Genomic DNA, 18,614 nt, shown 5'->3' with positions numbered 1-18,614 from the left:
CACGGGGTCTTTCCGGCAAGTACGGGCCGTGGCCTGCGGAGGCATGCCCGGCGAGTTGCCCACCGGCCGCGTGGTGAGTGACGGCCGGTTCAGGCGGCCTGAGCACCGGTCGACGACTCGGAGTCGATCGTTCAGTCGGGTAGTTCCCACACGGTCGTTTGAAGTTTGACCTGGCCGCCGTTTCCTGTGCCGGGTGTGAAGTATCCGACCCGGCCGGCTTCGGTGCCGAAGCAGGCGGGGCGGCCTGCGGGGACGTCGGCGGTGCGTTGCCCGAGGTTGGTGTTCAGGAGGTCGACGCATTTTTGGCGGTCGGGTGTCCCGGGACCCTTGAAGGCGACGATCGTTTTGCCGACGTAGCGTCCTGGATCGCAGCTGAGTTGGCAGGACAGTCCGAGATCCCCCAGCGGTGCCCGTTGGGGCGGGACGGGATCCAGGAACCAGCCCGTCGTCGGGATCCCGGTTTTGCTGCCGTCGTCCAGGGTCAGTGTGCCGCGCCAGCGCACGCGTACGGTCTCGGGCACGGTCGGGGCGGGGGGTTCGCTCGCCGGGGGCGGGGTGGAGCTCGGCGGCGGGACGGGCGCGGGGCCGGATGAGGGAGGGGTGGAGGCCGGGGTGGGCGGCGTGGGGGAAGACGTCGGCGTGGGCGTCGGTGAGGGCGTGGGGCTCGGTGAAGGGGTCGGGTTCGGTGTCGGTGTGGTGCTCTCGCGCCCGGGTCCGGCGTCGGCTATCGGGCTTTGTCCCGGGGCCGGATTGCCCCGCTGAAGCAGTACCGCTCCCCAGATGATCGCGGCCACCGCGATCAGAACGGCGGCCAGGCCGGCCAGCGGGAGGCGGTGTTTCCAGGGGGGAACAGCCTCGTGACCAGTGCCGGAAACGGGTTCGGGGAACGGCCCCATCCCCTGGTGGGGCACGAGTTCGGCGGAGCCCTCGCCGGGAAGCCGGGCCACGAGGCGGTCGATCTCGCCCAGGATCCGCTGCCGCTGTACGGCCAGGTGGCCACTGAGCCGCTCCAGCTGCGCCGCCCGCGCGCCCACCCCGTCCGAGGCTTCCGTGCCGGCCTGCGGGTCCTGCCCCTGGTCGGCCGGCTCGGCCAGCTCGGCCAGCAGCCGGGCGGTCTCGGCCTCCCGGTCCTGGACCTCCCGCAGTGCCCGCTCCTGCTCGTAGAGCGCGGCCCGCTCGCTGTTGCGCCCGCCCACCGGGCCCAGGGCTCGCTCGTACAGGGCCGTCACCAGCTCACGTACGGCGGTGGTGAGCGGGGCTCGCCCGCGCCGGTCCGCCTCCTCCAGCAGCGCCTCCACGTAGGCACTGCGCGGTAGGCGGTCCCCGTTCTCGTACCGCGACACCGAGGTGATGCTCCCCCCGTGCAGGGCGACCATCGCCCGCTGGGACAGGCCCGCGTTCTCCCGCAGCAGCCGCAGCTGCTCCCCCAGCGCCCGCGCCGCCGCCACGGAGCCGGGCTCCCCGGCCCCCTCCACGCCGGAACCTGCCCCACTGCGGCGATCGCCCTCAGACATGACTGCTCCTGCTCCCCCCGAGGCCCACGGAAATCTTCCCCACCGGGAAACCACCTGCTCCCAGGAGGGGACACCGAGCCTAGGCGCGAAGGTCGATCACAGAGAGCCGATACCGGCCAACTTCCCCAACCCACCGCACACCTGACCACAGCACATCTGACCACCGCACACCTGCCCACCGCGTGCCGGCCACGGCATGACCCGACGAAAGGAAGACCCCATGTCCTCGATCGCCCTGGCCGTACTCCTGCTCCTGACCCTGGTGACGCTGCTCCTGGCGGGCGCCGTCGGGTACGCCGTCCACCGCCACCCCGCACTGACCGCCCCGCTGACGGCGGCCGGGATGGCCGTGGCCCTCGTCGTGACCTGCGTGTGCGCCATCGCCGCCCGCTGACGTGGAGTCCGGGCGTCAGGCGGGCTGAGGCGCGGGCTGCGGGGCGGACATTGCCAGAGCGGCCGCGTCCGGGGCGTTGCGGGTCTCGCGCATGATCAGCAGGCCGTTGACCACCATCAGTGTCGCGGTCAGGCAGTGGACACCGAGCGCGGTGGCCACGGGGCCCCCGTGGGCCAGCACGGTGGTCATGTCACCGTACGCGGCGAGCGCTTCCACCAGCAGCGCCCAGCCGAGCGCCCGGCGGTGACCCGTCACCAGCAGGATGCCCAGGACCAGGGCCAGGACGACGTCGCGGATTCCCTTGACCACGAGGAAGCCGCCACCGTCGCCGGAGGGCGGGTTCGGCAGGCCGAAGCCCGCCGCCGTCGTCTCCGGGCTCAGGATGTACCCCGTCCCGAACCAGAGGATGAAGAGGATGAAGACGGCGGCCAGGACGGTGTTGATCTTCTTCAGCGACATGATTCTTCCCCTTGTGAGTCTTCGTCTTGTGAGTCTTCGTCAGTTGGGTGAGCGAGTGCGGGGCCGGCCCGCGGGCTCAGACGAGGGCGGAGACGAGCAGGGTGAAGGCGCCGATGATGACGGCGACGCGGACGTAGTGGAAACGTTCCCAGCGGTGCAGCTGCTCCTTCCAGTCAGCGGGCCGGTTCTCGGGGGTCCATGTCTTGTTCAGGTTGTTGATCGGGACGAGCAGCAGGATCGACATGACCACGCTGAGCATCAGCAGCGCGCCGGCGGTGACGACGAGGCCGGTGCCGTGCTGGTGCCATCCGGCGATGGCCCAGACCACGACGAGGACGAGCGAGCCGATGTACCAGACCGGCATCAGGGCACCGAGCATCCGGCCCCCGTGGGCATGGCCGAGTTGGCGGCTGTCGTCGGGGAGTGCGTTGAGGATCCGGCTCATGACGAAGGCGACGGCGAACTCCACCCCCACCATCACGCCGACAAGCACGGTGGTGACGACCGCGAGTGCGTTGAACATGACGACCTCCTGGGATCTAGCGTTGCTAGGTGATGGTGCAACGCTAGTACTACTGCCGCTCTCTTGTCTAGCGATGCTAGGATCGAATCATGTCGGTACAGGAACGCAAGCAGCGCGAACGGGCGGAGCGCGAGCGCCTCATCGTGGCGACGGCCCGTGAACTCGCCGAGCAGCAGGGCTGGGACGCGGTCACCACCCGCCGGCTCGCCGAGCGCATCGAATACAGCCAGCCCGTCCTCTACAGCCACTTCCGCGGCAAACGGGAGATCATCGGCGCCGTCGCCCTCGAGGGCGCCGCCGAGCTGGCCGCGGCGGTGCGGGCCGCGACCGCCGCCGCGGACGGCCCGCGCGAGCGGGTCGCCGCCCTCGCGCACGCCTACCTGGACTTCGCCGCACACAACCCGGCGGTCTACGACGCCATCTTCCAGCTCGACGGCGGTCTCGCGTTCGCACACGAGGACACCCCGGAGCCCTTGAAGGACGCCTTCGCCGCGCTCCTGGAGAGCCTGGGCGAGGTCGCCGGGGACGGCGTCCACCCCGGACTCTTCACCGAGACGTTCTGGGCCTCCCTGCACGGCCTGGCCACCCTCACCCGGGCGGGACGGCTGCCGCCCGAAGACGCCGCGCCGAGGGTTGAACTGCTCGTGAGCCGGCTCGCCGTGGCCGTGGCCTGACACACCGCCCCGGCGGGCATGCGGCCGGGGCCTTCGGGCCCCGCCGCTGCCGGCCTGCGCCAACGCGCCCCGTCACCCGCACCCACCCGGCGCAACCGCAGACCGCCCGCCCTCCTTGGATACCGCGGTGCGGGCTGCCGCCTGCGCTCGGCTCACAGACATTGACTGGCACCCAGGTTGCTCCATAGCTGGTCTACCTCTGGCCTGTTGACTGCACTAACGGCGCTCACACCCCGTCGCCGTGATTTGGGGTCGGGCGGCAGTCAGACCCCGGGAAGCGGATCGGCGCGTCGGAACGCCGAGAAGCGCTGGGAGGGGGGCTAACTACGCCTGACTATGCGACAGTTCATGATGCCGTGTCCCTGGTGCTGGGAGAAAGGCATGATGTGGCTGACGAGTTGGAGAGCGAGTGGCTGACGGCGCGCCAGGTGAGCGCGTTGTGGCCGGGCGTCGGTGCTGGCTCGGTGTATGTAAATGCGCTGGCCCATGGAGTGCGGGTCCATACGGAGAGCTGGATGACCACTAACGGGTCCGCCGGTAAGGAGTGGTATCACGCCGGCGACGTGCGCCGAGTGGCCCCGCAGGTAGCAGCCCAGCCACCCCTCAAGGACTCCCAGCTACCGTGCTGTCTGGTGCTGATCGTTCTGGCAGCGGCACCGCTCGTGTGGCTGGCGATACAAATAGAAAGCGCAGGCGGGTGGTGAAGGTCAAGTGTGTGGCTGCGCGGCCGGCCAGCCGCGGGATGCTGGGATGTCAACTGCATCATCTCTGGCTCGTTGGGCAGGGCGTTTCCGAGCCTCAAGGAGAGGCCGATCAGATGCCTACACGCTCGGGTACGGCGTCCGCACGTCCGTAGCCGAGCACCTGGGTGAGGACTTGTCGAAACGTGAAGGTCTTCGGCCGGCGCTTCGATGACGGCGCCGATCTCGCTGTCGGTGCAGAGAAGTCGACAACTTGTTGAGGGTCTCGGTGTTGCCGCCGTAAGGAAGACCCGTCGCAACTGCTCAGCAGGGAGCGCGTCAGCTGTCGCGATTGCGGCCCGGGCAGTGAGGGCTGCGAGTGTCGCAGCGTTCGACTTGTTGATCGCCTCGAGGACGTCGCTCCAGCTCTCGTCGCACACGTTGTCGGCTTCGTTCGCCCAGTCCGCCGAGGTGAAGGGCTTGGGGGGAGACGGTCGATCGATCAAAACGATCGCCGTACCCACGATGCCGGCGACGCCTGCCAGTACTCCAAGCCACGTTTTGGCATGGCGCGAGAGTTTGCTCTGGCGCTGGCGTTCGTGGCTTCGGATCCCTTGCCGTACCCGTCGTCGCGTACACGTGGGCGGCCCGGTCGGTCAGTCCGTGTCGATGACTTTTACGGTGACAGGAGTCCCGGCTTCCACGGTGCGGCTGACGGTGCAGAGTTTGTCGTGGGAGGTTTTTACGGCGCGCGGCAGGATGGCTCGGGCCCGGTCGCCGGCCTCGCCGCTGGGAAAGCGGACGGTGAAGGCCGCCTCGAGGTCGGCCATGTGGTTTCCGCCCGCATTCTCGGCCTTGTGTCCCTCGACGGCGACGGAGAAATGGGTGGGTTCGGCGTGCCGGGTGGTGGCGACGTCCACGTCGGCCGCCGAGCAGCCACCGATCGCGGCGAGGAAGAGCTCGACGGGAGTGAAGCCTCCACCTGATCCGGTGGCGAAGGTGATCGTGTCACCGCGGGAGTTGGTCGCGGTGAACATGCCCGGACCGGTTCGCTCCACGGTCACGGAGCGCAGGGAATCAGCAGTCATGACATCGACGGTAGCCCCGCCACCGCGCACAAGCCGTGCCACACGGCCGAGCGGGAGTCCGTACGGGCCCACGGGGCCGGGATCGCTCCGGGGTCGCAGGGCTTCAGCCGGATCAGGTATCCCGTGTGCAGCGACCGTTGCCGCCCTTGACATTGGCTACGGTGTTGCCGGGCAGTCTGGCGACGACCTGGTGGTAGCCAGACCTGCTTTAGGGGTGGACGGCGCGGACGTGGTCGGCTGAGAGGTGGAGTTCGTACGGCAGGCAGCAGTCGGAGCAGAGGGTCGCGACGAGGGTTCCGCAGGCGCACAGCTGGTTCATTCCACCGTCCGGGGTCGCTCCGCAGCAGGCGGAGGAGGCGTGCTGCAGCGTCAGGCCGCGCGCGTCGTCCGGGTTGATGACGATGTTGCCTCGCGGCCCTTGCGACACCAGCCATTGCCCGTGCACGTCAGCCTTCGCCCCGCGGCGCGGCATCGCCGGCCCGGGGACGTCGGTGGCGACCACGGGCGCGCCGTAGGGCTCCGTCTCGATGGCAAAGCGGCCTGACGGCACGGTGGCCGGCGACGGGCCCGGCTCGTCCGCGTCCCACCACGCGAAGAACGGAGGCTCGGGAACTGCGGGCAGCCGAGTAAGCGGTTCCGTCAAGGGGACCCCACACGTCGCGCACACGAAGAACACCGCATCGGACGCCACAGCCCCACCGGTGGTGTCAGCAGGCGCGGCGGCCTGCCCCGGCGCGGGTTTGCCATGGCCCGGATCCTGTTCTTGCTCATCGTGCATACGCCGAAGGTACGCGGCGTGTCGCCGGGCTCCACGGCCACCCCACCACCGGAACGCACGGCACCCGTCCGGGCCGGCCCCAACGCCCGAGCGTCGAGGCGGAACGTAGGACCGCTGACCGGCGAAAAGAGGCCGAGTCACCGAACCGGAATCAGGACCGGCCCCCTGTCGCCACTGACCGTTCCGATCCTCCCCGAATGCCGAGTTGGAATCGGAGCGGCTCCGTAGCCGTGTTCACCGGGTCGCGATGTAGGCGTCGGCATTGGCGAGGGCCGCTTCGATGGCTCCTGCCGTGAGGGCCTGGCGTATCAGGGTCCAGGGGGCCTCGGGTTCCTGGCCTGCGAGTTGCCGCAGGAGTTCCGCGGCGAGGGTGGTGGCCCGCTGGCGGATCATGGAGGGGATCTGGGAACGGAAGTACGCGAGGTCCTGGGCCATCATGTGGGTGGCGAGCAGGGTTCCGTGGGGCGAGTTGTCCACGGTGACTTGCTCCAGGAGGCGGATGGGAAAGTCCTCCCGCCTGGCCATGCGGGCGATCTCAGTGGCGGCCACCGAAGGGGCGAGGTCGAGTGTGCCCGCAAGGGCCCGGGCCGTCACCCGTGTGGCATCACCCTGGGCGGATGCGGTCTCCATCAGGTACAGCAGGTCGGCTGCGCTACCGGTGTTGAAGCGCAGGAATTGGAGGAGGACCCGGGCGGCGACGGCGCTGTCGGCGCGGGCAACGTGCAGGAACGACGCCGTGATCCGGTGTTCCGGGGTGTTGTGGTCGGTCAGGCTCCAGTCCACGGCCACGGCGTTGAGGACGCGGGCGGTTTGTTGGTGGTCGCCCGCCGCCATGCGGTGCAGGACCTCGGTACGGTGCGGCAGCCCCATCAGCAGGTCGGTCGGCTCTTTCGCACCCTGGCTGTCACGCGCGGCAGCGAGCAGGAACTCGGCGGCGACCGGCGCCGGCGCCCGCGCCAGCAGCGCCTCGGTGGCCCCGAATCCGATGGTCGTGAAGCTCACGGTGGTGGAGGCACGGACGACGGCGAGTGCCTGGGAACGGGGCACGGCCTGCAGGACGTCGGTGGCCAAGGCCGTGTCGTCGTCGGCGAGCCGCCGAAGGACGACGGCGGCGAGGTCCGGGTGGCCCCGCAGGGCGAGAGCCCCGAGGACGGCCGCCAGCGTGCGCAGGTCCTCCGCGTCGCTCTGACGCAGGGCCAGGACCCCGTCGGCGGCGTTGGAAAGGTGGACGCCCTCATGCCCGAGGCTCATCTTGCTGAAGATGTTGGTCCGTGCACCGTCACTGTCGGGATCGGGCGTGGCCCGGACGAGGATGTCCGTGGCGGCTTGGGCCACGTCACCGCGGCGGACCAGCAGCGCCAGGCGCTTGCCCTCGAAGGCAGTCGGGTCGAGGGCCTCGATGCTCACCGCGGGTACGGCCGGCTCGGGCGCGTCCACATCGTCCGGCACGTCGATCGGAGGGTCGGGCGGCAGATGGCGTCGTACCGCGGCGGCGACGTCCTCCGCACAGTCTTCCAGGGCATGCATCCAGGTATCGGGCCGTGTCCCGGCGCCCCTGTGCGGCTGCCGCCTGGATCACGGCGGCCACCGCGCTCGGACTGCGGCTCCCGAGCTCCTTCAGCACTTCACCCACACCTGATGCGTCGACCAGGCCGGAATCGGCCAGGTGCTCCGCCACCAGCTCGTACCGCCCTTCCAGGACGAGCCCCAGCAGCGGAACCAGGAGCCCGGGTCCGGCCAAGGGCCCCTCGGGGGCCGGCGGCGCCGTGGCCGTGCTCGTGCCGGGCGCGGTGGTCCGTGCTTTCTCCCAGAGCCCGTTGACCTCCTTGAGCCAGCCGTGCCGGTCCTGACCGCCCGTCTCCTCGATGCAGTACCTCACGACCAGCTCCACCACATGCCAGTCGGGTTGTGCTTTGTGCAGCAGACGGTCCAGGGACTGCCTCGGCATGCCCCGCCTCTGGGCCGCCTCGGCCAGGGCGCCCCCGGACTCGTTGACGATCTGGTGGATCCGCGCGATGAGCTCGTTGGCCTCCGGTGGCCCGTACGCCATCCGGGCCGGGTCCTCGACCAGCTTCCGCCCGGGCCGGCGCTTCGGAGTCAAAGTCATCGAATGTCCTCCTGCTCGCGCGCGCCTCTGTGGCTCCGGACAATCCTCGCGCGTGCTGACCGTTCGCGTGATGACATTCGGCAAAGTCACGAAAGTGCAGGTCAAAGCATTGACCGGCTTGGTGAATATTTTCCCTGCGCCGTAGAACTGGAGGCACCCACAAGGCCCGCCGGGCAGGCTTCCACACCTGTCCCCCGGCGGGCCCCGGTCCTCACAAGGGAGGGAAACCATGCTCGACCGTAAGCCGCCCGCCGGCAACGGGCAGGAGCCCCACACCAACGACCCGGCCCACCACAGCCGCCCTCAGGGAGGTGCCGCGTGAGCGCGCACGCCCTCCTGCTGCTGTTCCTCGCCCTCACGGTGCTCCTCGTGCTGTGCGCGGTCATCGGCGTCCTCGGCTACGGCACCGCCCGGTTGGGCGGCGCACCGGTGACCACCGCCATCAACCGGGGCGCGCTCGTCTTCTTCTGCGCGCTGACCGCCGGCCTCGCCTTGGCCGGCATCCTCCTGCCCGTCATCACGTAGGCGACGGAGGAAAGGGTGTCCTCTCGGTGGGTGCACACCCGAGAGGACACGTCCTTCACCATCGGTATCAGGGGTCGCAGCCTCGGTGGCCGCTCGCTCCGAGGGCCCTGGGCCCGAGTAGAACACCGTGCTGTCGGTTGCGGGCCCCTCATCCCTTCCGGGAGGTCGGCCAAGATACGATCTTGTGTCACCGTTCGCAGTGGGCGGACTGCTTCCCTCACCCACTCGGGTCGGTCAACGGCGCACCCGATAGCGCAGGTGAAGCACCCTGTTGCCCTGAATCACCACGTCAGGATCCTCCAACAGGTGCTGCGCGTGGACCGACCCGAAGAAGCGCTTGCCGGACCCGAACACGACGGGTACGACGTCCATGCGCACCTCGTCGATCAGGCCCGCGGCAAGCACCTGGCCACCGACGTCGCCGGCGGCGACCTCCACCACGCGGTCACCCGCAAGTTCCTGCGCCTTGGCCATGGCTGCCTCGACGCCGTCGACGAAGTGAAACGGCGCCCCGGGGTCCCAGCCCTCGGGCTCCGGCCGGTGCGTCACGACGACCATGTGGTCCATCCCGCCCGGAGGCTTCCCGTCCCAGCCGTCCGTCAGGTCGAAGACGTGGCGGCCGACGATCGTGACTCCGATCTGGTCCCAGTACGGCCGGGTGTAGTCGTAGGACGTCTGCGACACCTTCAGCTCGCCGCTCTCGCCCAACGGGACGTCACCGCTGGACAACCAGTCGAACAGTGGTCCGGGCTGGTCATTCTCGTCCGCGACGAAGCCGTCCACCGACACCGAGCTGTACATGACCACCCTGCCCACGGGGCTCTCCTCTGCTTTGGGATGCCCCAAATTAGCGTGCCGTGAGCTGTCGCTCTCGTAAGAAATCAATGGGCCGGCAGCGGCCAGTCGCCCAGCGCGTGGCCGGGATATTCGCGCAGGAACCGCCGCCGGGCTTCGACATTCCGGGTCGGCGTGAGCCCGGATGAGGCTTCGTTCGGGCACCACCCGCTCCGCGTGTGTCCTTGGCGTCGGCGCCGTTGGGTTGGGTCCTTTGAGGGAATTCAGCGGCGTCTCAGCCGGAACCATCACCGCCAAACACGTAGATTCGCTGAAATGTCGGCCACTGCGCGCACCACTGCGAATCGGTATCCCGAGCGGGTCACCTACGAACGGGACGCTGTCTACGCGATCCTCGACGAGGCCCTCGCCGTCCATGTCGGCTTCAACACCGATCTCGGCCCGGTGGTCATCCCCACCCTTCACATGCGGGTGGGTGACCAGCTGCTCCTGCACGGCTCCGCGTTCGGCCGCTTCATCACCACCGCCGCATCGGGCGCACCGCTGTGCGTGACCGCGACGCTGATCGACGGCGTGATTCTGGGCCGGGCTTCCTCCCACCACTCGGCCGCCTACCGCTCCGCCATGATCTTCGGCACCGCCACACCGATCGAGGACGAGCAGGAGCGCGCCGACGCCCTCGCCGACGTCGTGGAGAGCGTCATCCCCGGCCGGCTGTCCGGCCCGTATGCCGCCCGCCGCCCCAACGCCGAGGAAGCCCGGTACACCGCCTGCCTGACCATGCCGATCACGGAGTTCTCGATGAAGGTCCGCGAGGGTTTCGCCCGTGACGAACCCAAGGACGACCAGGTTGAATCCTGGGCGGGCTGGATTCCGCTGACCACCACCCCCGGCACCCCCGTCCCCGACGCGATCACCGGCGACCGCTTCCCCGCCCCCTCCTACGACCCGTCCATCCACCGCTTCCGCCAGAACTGACCACGCCAGAAGCGACGATGCCTCAACCAACCGCGCCCGCACGGAGCACCCCAGCTGCCCACGGTCGACGACCAGCTGATGCACGTCGGCAAGGTCGGCGCCGAGGTCACCCCCGAACAGGCCGCGCGTACGCCGCGCGCGACAGTGCGCCCTGGCCGCCCTGAAGTCCGTCGTCGGGGCCTCTCGGCCGTCAAGCAGGTCGTCAAGGTCGTCGACTACGTGAACGACGACCCGTCGTTCACCTCCCCGCCCGCGGTCGTCAACGGGGCCGGCGAACTGTTCGCCGCGGCGTTCGCCGGAGGGGGCGGTGTCCACGCGCCCAGCGTGCGCGAGGGCGCCGGTGTGGCGGCACGAGTGGGCCAACGTCGACCACCGTGGGTTCCACCCCGGCCCCCTCGTCCCGGTGGGCGGCGAGCCAGGCCGCCGGGCTCTGCGTGGGGCGTTCGCCGGTGGCCTGCCCGGCTTGCCGTCTTCTCCCAACGGGCTGTGCGTTGAGGGGCACTGGGGTTGTATGGACAGGATGGCGCGTCGCGGTGGATCCGGGCACGGGAAGTGCCCGGGCACCGAGGAGGGGGAGCACGATGTCCGATACGAACGGTGCGGATGGGCAGTGGATGGACTTGGCGGATGCGGTCACGCTGCTGAGGGAGCAGATCGCCGAGGCCCAGGGCCGGCTGGTGGACCCCGCGGAGGGCGGCGACAAGGGGGTGCTGTTCACGCTGGGAGAGATCACGGTGGAGCTCGGGCTGGAGCTGACCGGGACCAAGGGCGTCAACGGCGGGCTGAGGTGGAGCGTGATCAGCCTCGGCGGGAAGAAGGAGAGCGGCACGAAGGACACGCACAGGCTGACGGTGAAGCTGACTCCGCACCTGCCGGGCGGCGGGGACGTGGACATCAGCGACGAGGAGTAGCCCCTCCGGGTCCGTACGGAAGGCAGGGGCGAGGGGAGCGCGGGGGCTCGGCGAGCCGCGGGGAGGTTTGGTGGAGTTCGACCGTCGGGTGCAGATCCGGGTGGCCCGGCTGAAGGACGGGAAGAGGACGAGGGGGTTCGGGTCGGGGTACCTACTCGCCCCGCGTCTGGTTCTTACGGCCGCCCACGTCCTGGACGACCTGGACCCGGCCGCCGGGCAGCCGGTGACGGTGAGTCTGCCCGACGCCGGCGAGCAGGAGTTCCCGGCGGTCGTGTGCTGGCAGCGCAAGGGAGACACCGTCGACGCGGCGCTGATCGAAATCCGGGACGGACAGGGCTGGCAGGTGCCGCAGTCCCTGGGTGACCTGCTCACCCGGCCTCCCCAGCGGTACGGCCTCATCGTCGGCACACGCCCCCTCCCGGTCACCGCGATCGGATTTCCCCGCCTGCAGAAGGACGCCGAGAGCGGCCGGCGCCTGGACGAGCAGCTGACCGGCCGCATCGTCCCCGGCACCGGCGCCCTGGCCGGCCGCTACGAGATTTCCGGCACCGACCCCACCCCTGGCACCGGAGCCACTGGCGAGAGCCGGTGGTCGGGCATGTCGGGAGCCGGCGTCCTCGCAGACGACGGCTTCGGCGGCGACCTCCTGTGCGGCGTCGTACGCCGCGACCGCCTCGCCGGAGGCGGCACCCGCCTGACCGCCACGACGGCCGCCGCCCTACTCGCCGACGACGGCTTCCGCGCTCTCGTCACCCGGCACACCGGCTGGGAACCCGTCCTCGAGCCCATCGAGCCGGCGGCCCTGCTCACCCCCGCCACGATCGAGCGCAACTTCCGCTCCCCGGCCGCGCTGCTCCGCGCCGATACCGAGGCCGTCGCCTTCCACGGCCGAGACGCCGAACTCGCCAACCTTCAAGCGTGGTGCGAGGGCGGCCCGCCCTCCCTCTCGATACACGTCATGACCGGGCCCGGCGGACAGGGCAAGACCCGCCTCGCCCGCCGCCTGACCGACGCCTTCGGCCGGCAAGGCTGGGTCACCGGGCACCTACGCTCCGACCTGAACGACGATATGGACGGCGTGGTGCCCGACTTCACCACCCTGAACACCGCCCTGCCCCTGCTCTTGGTCGTCGACTACGCCGAGACCCGCCCCCGGCTCCTGCGCCGCCTGATCGCGTACCTGCACCGCTTCCGCCACCGGGTGAGGCTCCTGCTGCTCGCCCGCTCCGACGGAGACTGGCGCACCGGATCCCTCCAAGCGGTTCCCGCCGTACGGGAGCTGCTCGAAGAGGCCCTCGTCGTCCCCCTCACACCGCTCATCCCCGCCGGCCGGCCCGCCAAGGACCGGAAGGACGCCTTTCACCGCGCCGTCGGCGACCTCGCCCGCTTCCTGCCGCTGGTCCCCACTCTGCCCGCGCACGACTGGCTGTCTCTCGCCCCCGAACTCAGGCCCCCCGCCGACCTGCACGAGCACCGCTACGGCAATGCCCTCACCCTGCAGATGACCGCCCTGGTCAGCCTCCTGCAGCACGGACCGCGGCCCGTAACCGACACGGTCCCCGGCACCCCGCCGGAGCGCACCCTCCTCCAACACGAGGACCGTTTCTGGGAGGCCAGCGCGAAAGCGTCCGCCTACAAGCTCGACCTGGACGCCTCCACCCTGGGTGCGGCCGTCGCGGTCGCCGCGCTGTGCGGGGCCGCCACCCGGGACGAAGCAGTCCGGGTGATCACCGTCCTTCCCGGCCTTCCCGGCCACCGGGCGGCATCCGCCACGGACTGGCTGGCCGCGCTGTACCCCGCCGACGGCAATCGCTACTGGGGCTCCCTCCAGCCCGACCGCGTCGCCGAGTACCACGCCTCCCGCGCCCTCGAAACGGGTGCCCTCCCGCTGCCCGCCCTCCTCGAAGCGGCCTCCCCCACGCAGCAGGCCCAGACCCTCACCGTCCTGGCCCGCGCCGCCATCGCCCACTACAACACCGGCCGCACCACCGACAGCGAGCGCGTCCTCCACACCCTCGACACGGCCCTGGACACCACCCCTCTCGCCTACCGGGCCGTCCAGGACGCGGCCGTCGCGCTCCCGTACCCCTCCCGCGTCACGGCACCCCTTGCCCTGAAGCTCTCCACCGCACTCGCCCAGGCCGACCGGCAACTCGCCGACCACGACTCCGCCGTCTACGAACCCGACCTCGCCTACACACTGACCACCCTCGGCCTCTGGCTGTCGGAGGCGGGACGCCACGCGGAAGCCCTGACCACCAACGAGGAAGCGGTGGAGATCTTCCACAGGCTGGCCGCCGACAACTCGGCCGCCTACGAACCCGGCCTCGCCCGCTCGCTGGCCAACCTCGGAGGCCGACTGTCGCAGGCGGGACGCCACGCTGAAGCCCTGGCTGCCAGCGAGGAGGCGGTGAGGATCCTTCGCAGGCTGGCCGGCGACGACCCCGCCGCTCACGAACCCGACCTCGCCTCCTCGCTGGCCAACCTCGGCATCCGGCTGTCGGAGGCGAGACGCGACGTTGAAGCCCTGGCCACCGCCGAGGAGGCGGTGAAGATCCGGCGCAGGCTGGCCACCGACAACCCCATCACTTACGAACCCGACCTCGCTCACTCGCTGACCAACCTCGGCAGCCACCTGAGTCGGGTGGGACGCCACGCGGAAGCCCTGGACGCCGAGCAGCAGGCCGTGAAGATCGTTCGCAGGCTGGCCGGCGGCAACCCCGCCGCTTACGAACCCGACCTCGCCCACTCCCTGTCCAACCTCGGCAGCCGCCTGACGGGGGTGGGACGCTACGCGGAAGCCCAGGACGCCAACCAGCAGGCCCTCAAGATCCGGCGCAGGCTGGCCGCCGACAACCCCGCCTCCTACGAACCCGACCTCGCCGCCGCGCTGACCACCCTCGGCCTCGATCTGTCCGAGGCCGGACACCATGCGGAAGCACTGGACGCCGCCGAGGAGGCGGTGGAGATCCGGCGCAGGCTGGCCGCCGACACCCCCGCCTCCTACGAACCCGACCTCGCCCTCTCGCTGTCCACCCTGGGGCTGCTGCTCATCGAGATGGAGGGGGACCTTTCCAGAGTCCTACGACTGACAGGGGAGGCTGTGGAGCTGTACCGGCGTCATATCGCCACGACCCCCACCCTGCTTGCGCGACTTCATCCTTTGCTGCAGCTGCAAGCCTCCGTGCTCGTCGAGCTCGGCCGCCCGAAGGACGCGGAGGCAGTGCGCCGCTGGCTCGGGGAGAATCCGCTCCCGCTCAGCTCTCACGATTGACCATCTGTGAGCGTTCTGCGACAGCACTGAAGGCGATCGCGTCTCCAGGGCGGTGCCTTCAGCCGTCCAGGCGGCGTCCCGCGAGCCAGGTGACCATCTCGGGGTCGTGGTGGTCGAAGAACAGGGAGCTGCCGGTGTCGAGGGTGGCGATCCGGGCCATCTGCTCGTCGGTGAGCTCGAAGTCGAAGACGTCGAAGTTCTCCGCCATCCGCTCGGCGCGTACGGACTTGGGGATGGCGACGACGCCGCGCTGGGTGAGCCAGCGCAGCACGACCTGGGCGACGGACTTGCCGTACTCCTTGCCGATCTCGGCGAGCAGCGGGTGGGTGAACAGGTCGTTCTTGCCTTCGGCGAAGCCGCCCCAGGACTGGATCTGCACGCCGTGCTCGCGCATGAGGTCCTGGTAGTCGGCGCGCTGGAAGAAGGGGTGGGTCTCGATCTGGTTGACCTGCGGGGCTGTCTCGTTGTTGACAATCAGGTCGATGAGCCGGTCGGGGTAGAAGTTGGCGACGCCGATGGCCTTGGCCACGCCTTCGCGGTTGACCTCCTCCATGGCGCGCCACTGGCCGTAGACGTCGCCGAAGGGCTGGTGCATCAGGTACAGGTCGAGGTGGTCCAGGCCCAGCTTGTTCAGGGAGGTCTCGAACGCGCGGCGGGTGTTGTCCTGGGCGGGGGCGTCCTGCACCCACAGCTTGGTGGTGACGAACAGCTCCTCGCGCGGGATGCCGCTGGACTTGATGGCGCGGCCGACGGCTTCCTCGTTGCCGTAGGCCGCGGCGGTGTCCAGCAGGCGGTAGCCGGCGGCCAAGGCCTCGGAGACGGCGCGCTCGGTGTCCCCGGCGGGGATCTGGTAGACGCCGAAGCCGAGGAGCGGCATCTCGACGCCGTTGCTGAGGGTGACGGTCTGCATGAGGGAAATCCTTCCCTACATCACTGCTGCACGCATGAGGGGTGTTACTCCAAACAGGGCCGGGCCGGCTCTCGCGGGGGCGGTGTCAGCGTTCGAGCATCCGGGCCTGGGACTCGGTGTGGGTGGCGCCGGCGGCGGGCGGCGTTCTCGTCGAACTGGTCGGTGGAACGCACGGTGCCGGTCAGGACGCCGCGGCCCAACGGGGAGAACGGCACCAGGCCGATGTTCGGCTCCCGCAGGACGGGCAGGACGCGCTCCTCGATGCCGCGGGTGAACAGGGAGTACTCGGACTGGACCGCGGTGCCCAGCCGCTTCAGCGAGCCCTCGACCGCGGTGCGGATGTTCGCCGGGCCGGAGTCCAGGTTCCAGGCGCCGTCTGCGCCGTGCGAGACCAGGCCGAACTTGGTGGCCAGCACCACCTTGTCCCGGCGCCCCTTGAGCGCACGCCCGAGCAACTCCGCTCCCTCGCCCGCGCCCGTGGCCGCACCCGTAGCCGCGCCGCACCGGGAACTCCCGCACACATCGAGCTGACCGCTCTTCTCGACGTCGAACTGCACGCCTGGCTCCACACCTGATTGCACGCCTGTCCGAAGTGCGACGCCCGGCGCTCCTCACGAGCACGAGCACGAGCACCCGCACGGTAAGGCCCGGCTGCCGCGCAGCAGCCGGGCCAGCCCCGTCAGCCGGTGACGTCGACGTAGTCCTCGCGGCTCCGGCTCGCGAAGTGAGTGGTGCCGTTGTCGTAGAACTGGGCCTGCCAGGTGCCGTCCTTCGTGGCGGTGAACCTCCGGCTGAAGGTGCCGTCGGCGGCGGTCGTGGTCGATCCCATGTAGGCGTAGGAAGTGCCGGTCCCGGCGGGCTTGAAGTAGAAGCGCACGGTCTGGGCCGCGTACGGCCGCCAGGTCGTGGCGGACGCGGCCCGCTGCTTGAGCGTGCCGGTGAGCGTGAGGTACTGGCCCTGGCGGACCGGCTCGGGGTTCGCGTTGAACTCCGCGACGGTGGTCACGGTCTTGGTCAGCCGGAAGCGCGCCGAGTTCGACCCGGCGAGGTCGGGTGTGCCCGCGTACCGCAGTCGCCAGTAGCCGTCCGCCGGCGCGTTCTCCAGCGCGGGAATGGTGAAGTACCGGTCGATGACGGTGTCCACGGTCATACGGGTGGACCAGCCGGTGCGGCCGTCGGCCGAGTACTGGACTTCGACCTTGGCGGGGCCCGGCGCGGCCGAGGTGGCGCGCTGGACGAGGATTCCGCCCGCGTACACGTTGCGGTACTTGTCCATGCTCATGGCGACGTTCGTGAAGGCGGTTCCCGCCGTCACCTTGGCAGTGATGTCGGCGGTCGTGGAGGTGTTGAGCCACGGCTGCTGGTAGGCGGCGGCGACCTTCCAGGTCGAGGACTTCAGGACCCTCTGGGGCTTGGTGAACCGACCCGCGGGATCGCTCGTGAACCCGGACACCGTGGTGTTGGGGATCGTCAGCCTCATCGGCGTGGCGACCGGCTTCTGCGTCCCGTCCTTGGCGGTTCGCGTGATGGTTCCGCCGATGGTGACGTCATCGCCGTACGGGGCCGTCACCGAGCGGGAGCCTTCGTCCAGGGCTATCTTCACCTGCTGGCGCTCGACCGTGGGGGCGACGGTCGCCCGGCCCTCGCCGTTGTCGGCGGAGACGTGCTGGAGGCTGATCCCGGCCGAGCTCTCCGTACCCGTGAAGTCCACCGGCGCCGAGAGATGTCCGGCGGCGTCGGTGGAAACCGTCTTGGACCGGTCCCCGAAGGCAACGGTCACCTGCTTGCCCGCGAGCGGAATGCCCTTCCCGTCGCGGGGATCGCGAGCGACCAGGTCGGCGGAGACGGTGGTGCTCAGGCTGTCGAGGGAGACCGCCTTGGGCACGGCGGCGTTCTCGAACCTGGCGAGCGCGCGGTAGTCGAGTTCCGCCACGTCCTTGTGGAGGATCGGCTCGCCCTCGGTGCCCTTGTACTCGACGTCCACGGTGTAGTAGCCGAGGTCGGCAAGAACCAACGGACCGGACCGGTAGAAGTCCTCCGCGCAGGACGTGTCGCAGTTGCTGCTGTGTGTGAATTCCTCCACGGTCTTGACCCGGGTCTCGCTGCCCTTCTTGCGAAGGTGGGCGACGAAGTCGGGCATGGCGCCCAGGGACATGACCTCGATGCCTTCAGGACGCGCATGAACGTTCATGATGTCGACGGGATCCGCGGCCTGCGCGGTTCCCGGTGCGAGCAGGGTGCCGAGAACGGCGGTGGCGGCGACGAGTGTCGCTGACGTGAACCTCTTCAAGACCTCTCCCAGGCGATCAACGGCAATCATCTGGTGTGACACCTCAGCGGGCGCCCTGGTTGTACGCATGGCCGTACGAACTTACGGGCCGGGCATGACAATTGCCGGGCTGCCGTGCGGGCGGCTACCGACGAGGCACCTACCACCCGGGGCTGACATTCAGCAGGCATCAGGCACCGGTTTCCGCCGCGATCGGCACACCTCCCCGGGCCTGATGGCCGGCTCTCCACGCTCCCCCGACCCGGCCGCACCACGTGAGCGGCCGCCCCGCCGACGCCGGCCGACCCCGGCCGGCGCCTCGGACGTTGGCCGGATCGCACCCGGTCGGTGATCAGGAACCTCACCCGCTCCCCCAGGCTTGGCCTCGTACGGACGGCACCAAGGGGTGGCGGCGCGAGCAGGGGCGGCGACCCTCTCGTCGGCGACAGCTACGTGGCACCTGCGCCGCGGGCGCTGAAGTCCTGTATTTCTGACGCTTCTCCGAACACTGCAGCGCTGGTCTACTACAAGCTCCACGGGACCTTGGCCGCGCCCCTGCACGCCGGCGCCCCCGGCCGCCCGGTCGGGCATCGGCTCACGAACGTGCGCAGGCCCGGCGGGGCCGGGCAAGGACCCGGTCCGCTCCCGCCTGCGAGCCGATCCACTCGCCTTGGTCGATCCGGACCGGAACCCGGGCGAGAGCGGCTGGCCGGTGGACTGGAAACGGCACTACGC

At 70.1% G+C, this 18,614-nt stretch carries 15 protein-coding genes and 1 pseudogene; 6 read left to right on the top strand and 10 right to left on the bottom strand.

Annotated features, from left to right (window positions below):
- Nucleotides 1-131 precede the first annotated feature (131 nt).
- The gene (locus OG247_RS41325) at nt 132-1,514 is read right to left on the bottom strand and encodes a helix-turn-helix domain-containing protein (protein ID WP_327257104.1); all 1,383 of its coding nucleotides are present in this window, start codon (nt 1,512-1,514) and stop codon (nt 132-134) included.
- Between the two features lie 220 nt (nt 1,515-1,734).
- Here OG247_RS41325 and OG247_RS41320 point away from each other — a divergent pair, with 220 nt between their 5' ends.
- Entirely contained in the window at nt 1,735-1,908 is a 174-nt protein-coding gene (locus OG247_RS41320; protein ID WP_327257103.1) for a hypothetical protein, read from the top strand.
- A gap of 15 nt (nt 1,909-1,923) precedes the next feature.
- On the opposite strand, the gene OG247_RS41315 is transcribed toward OG247_RS41320, so the two are convergent.
- Both OG247_RS41315 and OG247_RS41310 read right to left on the bottom strand, forming a co-directional pair.
- Nucleotides 1,924-2,367 carry a DUF4267 domain-containing protein gene (locus OG247_RS41315; protein WP_327257102.1) on the bottom strand — a complete coding sequence of 148 codons (444 nt, stop codon included), beginning with the start codon at nt 2,365-2,367 and terminating at the stop codon, nt 1,924-1,926.
- 76 nt (nt 2,368-2,443) lie between these two features.
- A complete protein-coding gene (locus OG247_RS41310; protein ID WP_327257101.1) occupies nt 2,444-2,890 on the bottom strand; it encodes a DUF1772 domain-containing protein in 447 nt (148 codons plus the stop codon).
- A gap of 89 nt (nt 2,891-2,979) precedes the next feature.
- Between OG247_RS41310 and OG247_RS41305 the strand changes: the two genes are divergently transcribed.
- Nucleotides 2,980-3,564, top strand: coding sequence for a TetR/AcrR family transcriptional regulator (locus OG247_RS41305; RefSeq protein WP_327257100.1), 585 nt, complete (start codon nt 2,980-2,982; stop codon nt 3,562-3,564).
- A 1,336-nt stretch (nt 3,565-4,900) separates the two neighbouring features.
- On the opposite strand, the gene OG247_RS41300 is transcribed toward OG247_RS41305, so the two are convergent.
- From OG247_RS41300 to OG247_RS41290, 3 genes are all read right to left on the bottom strand, one after another.
- A complete protein-coding gene (locus OG247_RS41300) occupies nt 4,901-5,332 on the bottom strand; it encodes an OsmC family protein (protein ID WP_327257099.1) in 432 nt (143 codons plus the stop codon).
- A gap of 208 nt (nt 5,333-5,540) precedes the next feature.
- Entirely contained in the window at nt 5,541-5,975 is a 435-nt protein-coding gene (locus tag OG247_RS41295; protein ID WP_327257098.1) for a hypothetical protein, read from the bottom strand.
- 369 nt (nt 5,976-6,344) lie between these two features.
- Nucleotides 6,345-7,637 (bottom strand): hypothetical protein, encoded by a 1,293-nt coding sequence (locus tag OG247_RS41290; RefSeq protein ID WP_327257097.1) that lies wholly within the window; start codon nt 7,635-7,637, stop codon nt 6,345-6,347.
- Nucleotides 7,638-8,535: 898 nt separating this feature from the next.
- On the opposite strand from OG247_RS41290, the gene OG247_RS41285 reads away from it, so the two are divergent.
- A complete protein-coding gene (locus tag OG247_RS41285; protein WP_327257096.1) occupies nt 8,536-8,742 on the top strand; it encodes a hypothetical protein in 207 nt (68 codons plus the stop codon).
- Between the two features lie 234 nt (nt 8,743-8,976).
- Here OG247_RS41285 and OG247_RS41280 read toward each other — a convergent pair whose 3' ends face one another.
- Nucleotides 8,977-9,558 carry a dihydrofolate reductase family protein gene (locus tag OG247_RS41280; protein ID WP_327257095.1) on the bottom strand — a complete coding sequence of 194 codons (582 nt, stop codon included), beginning with the start codon at nt 9,556-9,558 and terminating at the stop codon, nt 8,977-8,979.
- Nucleotides 9,559-9,852: 294 nt separating this feature from the next.
- On the opposite strand from OG247_RS41280, the gene OG247_RS41275 reads away from it, so the two are divergent.
- The 3 genes from OG247_RS41275 (at nt 9,853) to OG247_RS41265 (ending at nt 14,700) form a co-directional block, all read left to right on the top strand.
- Nucleotides 9,853-10,515, top strand: a complete 663-nt coding sequence (locus OG247_RS41275; protein ID WP_327257094.1) for a pyridoxamine 5'-phosphate oxidase family protein — start codon at nt 9,853-9,855, stop codon at nt 10,513-10,515.
- Nucleotides 10,516-11,096: 581 nt separating this feature from the next.
- Nucleotides 11,097-11,426 carry a trypco2 family protein gene (locus OG247_RS41270; protein WP_327257093.1) on the top strand — a complete coding sequence of 110 codons (330 nt, stop codon included), beginning with the start codon at nt 11,097-11,099 and terminating at the stop codon, nt 11,424-11,426.
- 70 nt (nt 11,427-11,496) lie between these two features.
- On the top strand, nt 11,497-14,700 hold the full coding sequence (locus OG247_RS41265) for a tetratricopeptide repeat protein (RefSeq protein WP_327257092.1): 3,204 nt from the start codon (nt 11,497-11,499) through the stop codon (nt 14,698-14,700).
- Between the two features lie 58 nt (nt 14,701-14,758).
- Here OG247_RS41265 and OG247_RS41260 read toward each other — a convergent pair whose 3' ends face one another.
- From OG247_RS41260 to OG247_RS41250, 3 genes and pseudogenes are all read right to left on the bottom strand, one after another.
- Nucleotides 14,759-15,610, bottom strand: coding sequence for an aldo/keto reductase (locus OG247_RS41260; protein ID WP_327257091.1), 852 nt, complete (start codon nt 15,608-15,610; stop codon nt 14,759-14,761).
- 131 nt (nt 15,611-15,741) lie between these two features.
- Nucleotides 15,742-16,101: pseudogene (locus OG247_RS41255) on the bottom strand (aldo/keto reductase); the annotation flags it as partial.
- A gap of 188 nt (nt 16,102-16,289) precedes the next feature.
- On the bottom strand, nt 16,290-17,900 hold the full coding sequence (locus tag OG247_RS41250; RefSeq protein WP_327257090.1) for a hypothetical protein: 1,611 nt from the start codon (nt 17,898-17,900) through the stop codon (nt 16,290-16,292).
- Nucleotides 17,901-18,614 lie beyond the last annotated feature (714 nt).

Source organism: Streptomyces sp. NBC_01244 (assembly GCF_035987325.1).
In the GTDB taxonomy this organism is placed as follows: Bacteria; Actinomycetota; Actinomycetes; order Streptomycetales; family Streptomycetaceae; genus Streptomyces.
This window is presented reverse-complemented; position numbering and strand designations above follow the sequence as displayed.

What these genes read in the sequence shown, in the direction of transcription:
- OG247_RS41290 (WP_327257097.1), bottom strand. Translation starts at nt 7,637, where the DNA reads ATGCATGCCCTGGAAGACTGTGCGGAGGACGTCGCCGCCGCGGTACGA.
- OG247_RS41325 (WP_327257104.1), bottom strand. Translation starts at nt 1,514, where the DNA reads ATGTCTGAGGGCGATCGCCGCAGTGGGGCAGGTTCCGGCGTGGAGGGG.
- OG247_RS41300 (WP_327257099.1), bottom strand. Translation starts at nt 5,332, where the DNA reads ATGACTGCTGATTCCCTGCGCTCCGTGACCGTGGAGCGAACCGGTCCG.
- OG247_RS41320 (WP_327257103.1), top strand. Translation starts at nt 1,735, where the DNA reads ATGTCCTCGATCGCCCTGGCCGTACTCCTGCTCCTGACCCTGGTGACG.
- OG247_RS41305 (WP_327257100.1), top strand. Translation starts at nt 2,980, where the DNA reads ATGTCGGTACAGGAACGCAAGCAGCGCGAACGGGCGGAGCGCGAGCGC.
- OG247_RS41315 (WP_327257102.1), bottom strand. Translation starts at nt 2,367, where the DNA reads ATGTCGCTGAAGAAGATCAACACCGTCCTGGCCGCCGTCTTCATCCTC.
- OG247_RS41275 (WP_327257094.1), top strand. Translation starts at nt 9,853, where the DNA reads ATGTCGGCCACTGCGCGCACCACTGCGAATCGGTATCCCGAGCGGGTC.
- OG247_RS41260 (WP_327257091.1), bottom strand. Translation starts at nt 15,610, where the DNA reads ATGCAGACCGTCACCCTCAGCAACGGCGTCGAGATGCCGCTCCTCGGC.
- OG247_RS41270 (WP_327257093.1), top strand. Translation starts at nt 11,097, where the DNA reads ATGTCCGATACGAACGGTGCGGATGGGCAGTGGATGGACTTGGCGGAT.
- OG247_RS41310 (WP_327257101.1), bottom strand. Translation starts at nt 2,890, where the DNA reads ATGTTCAACGCACTCGCGGTCGTCACCACCGTGCTTGTCGGCGTGATG.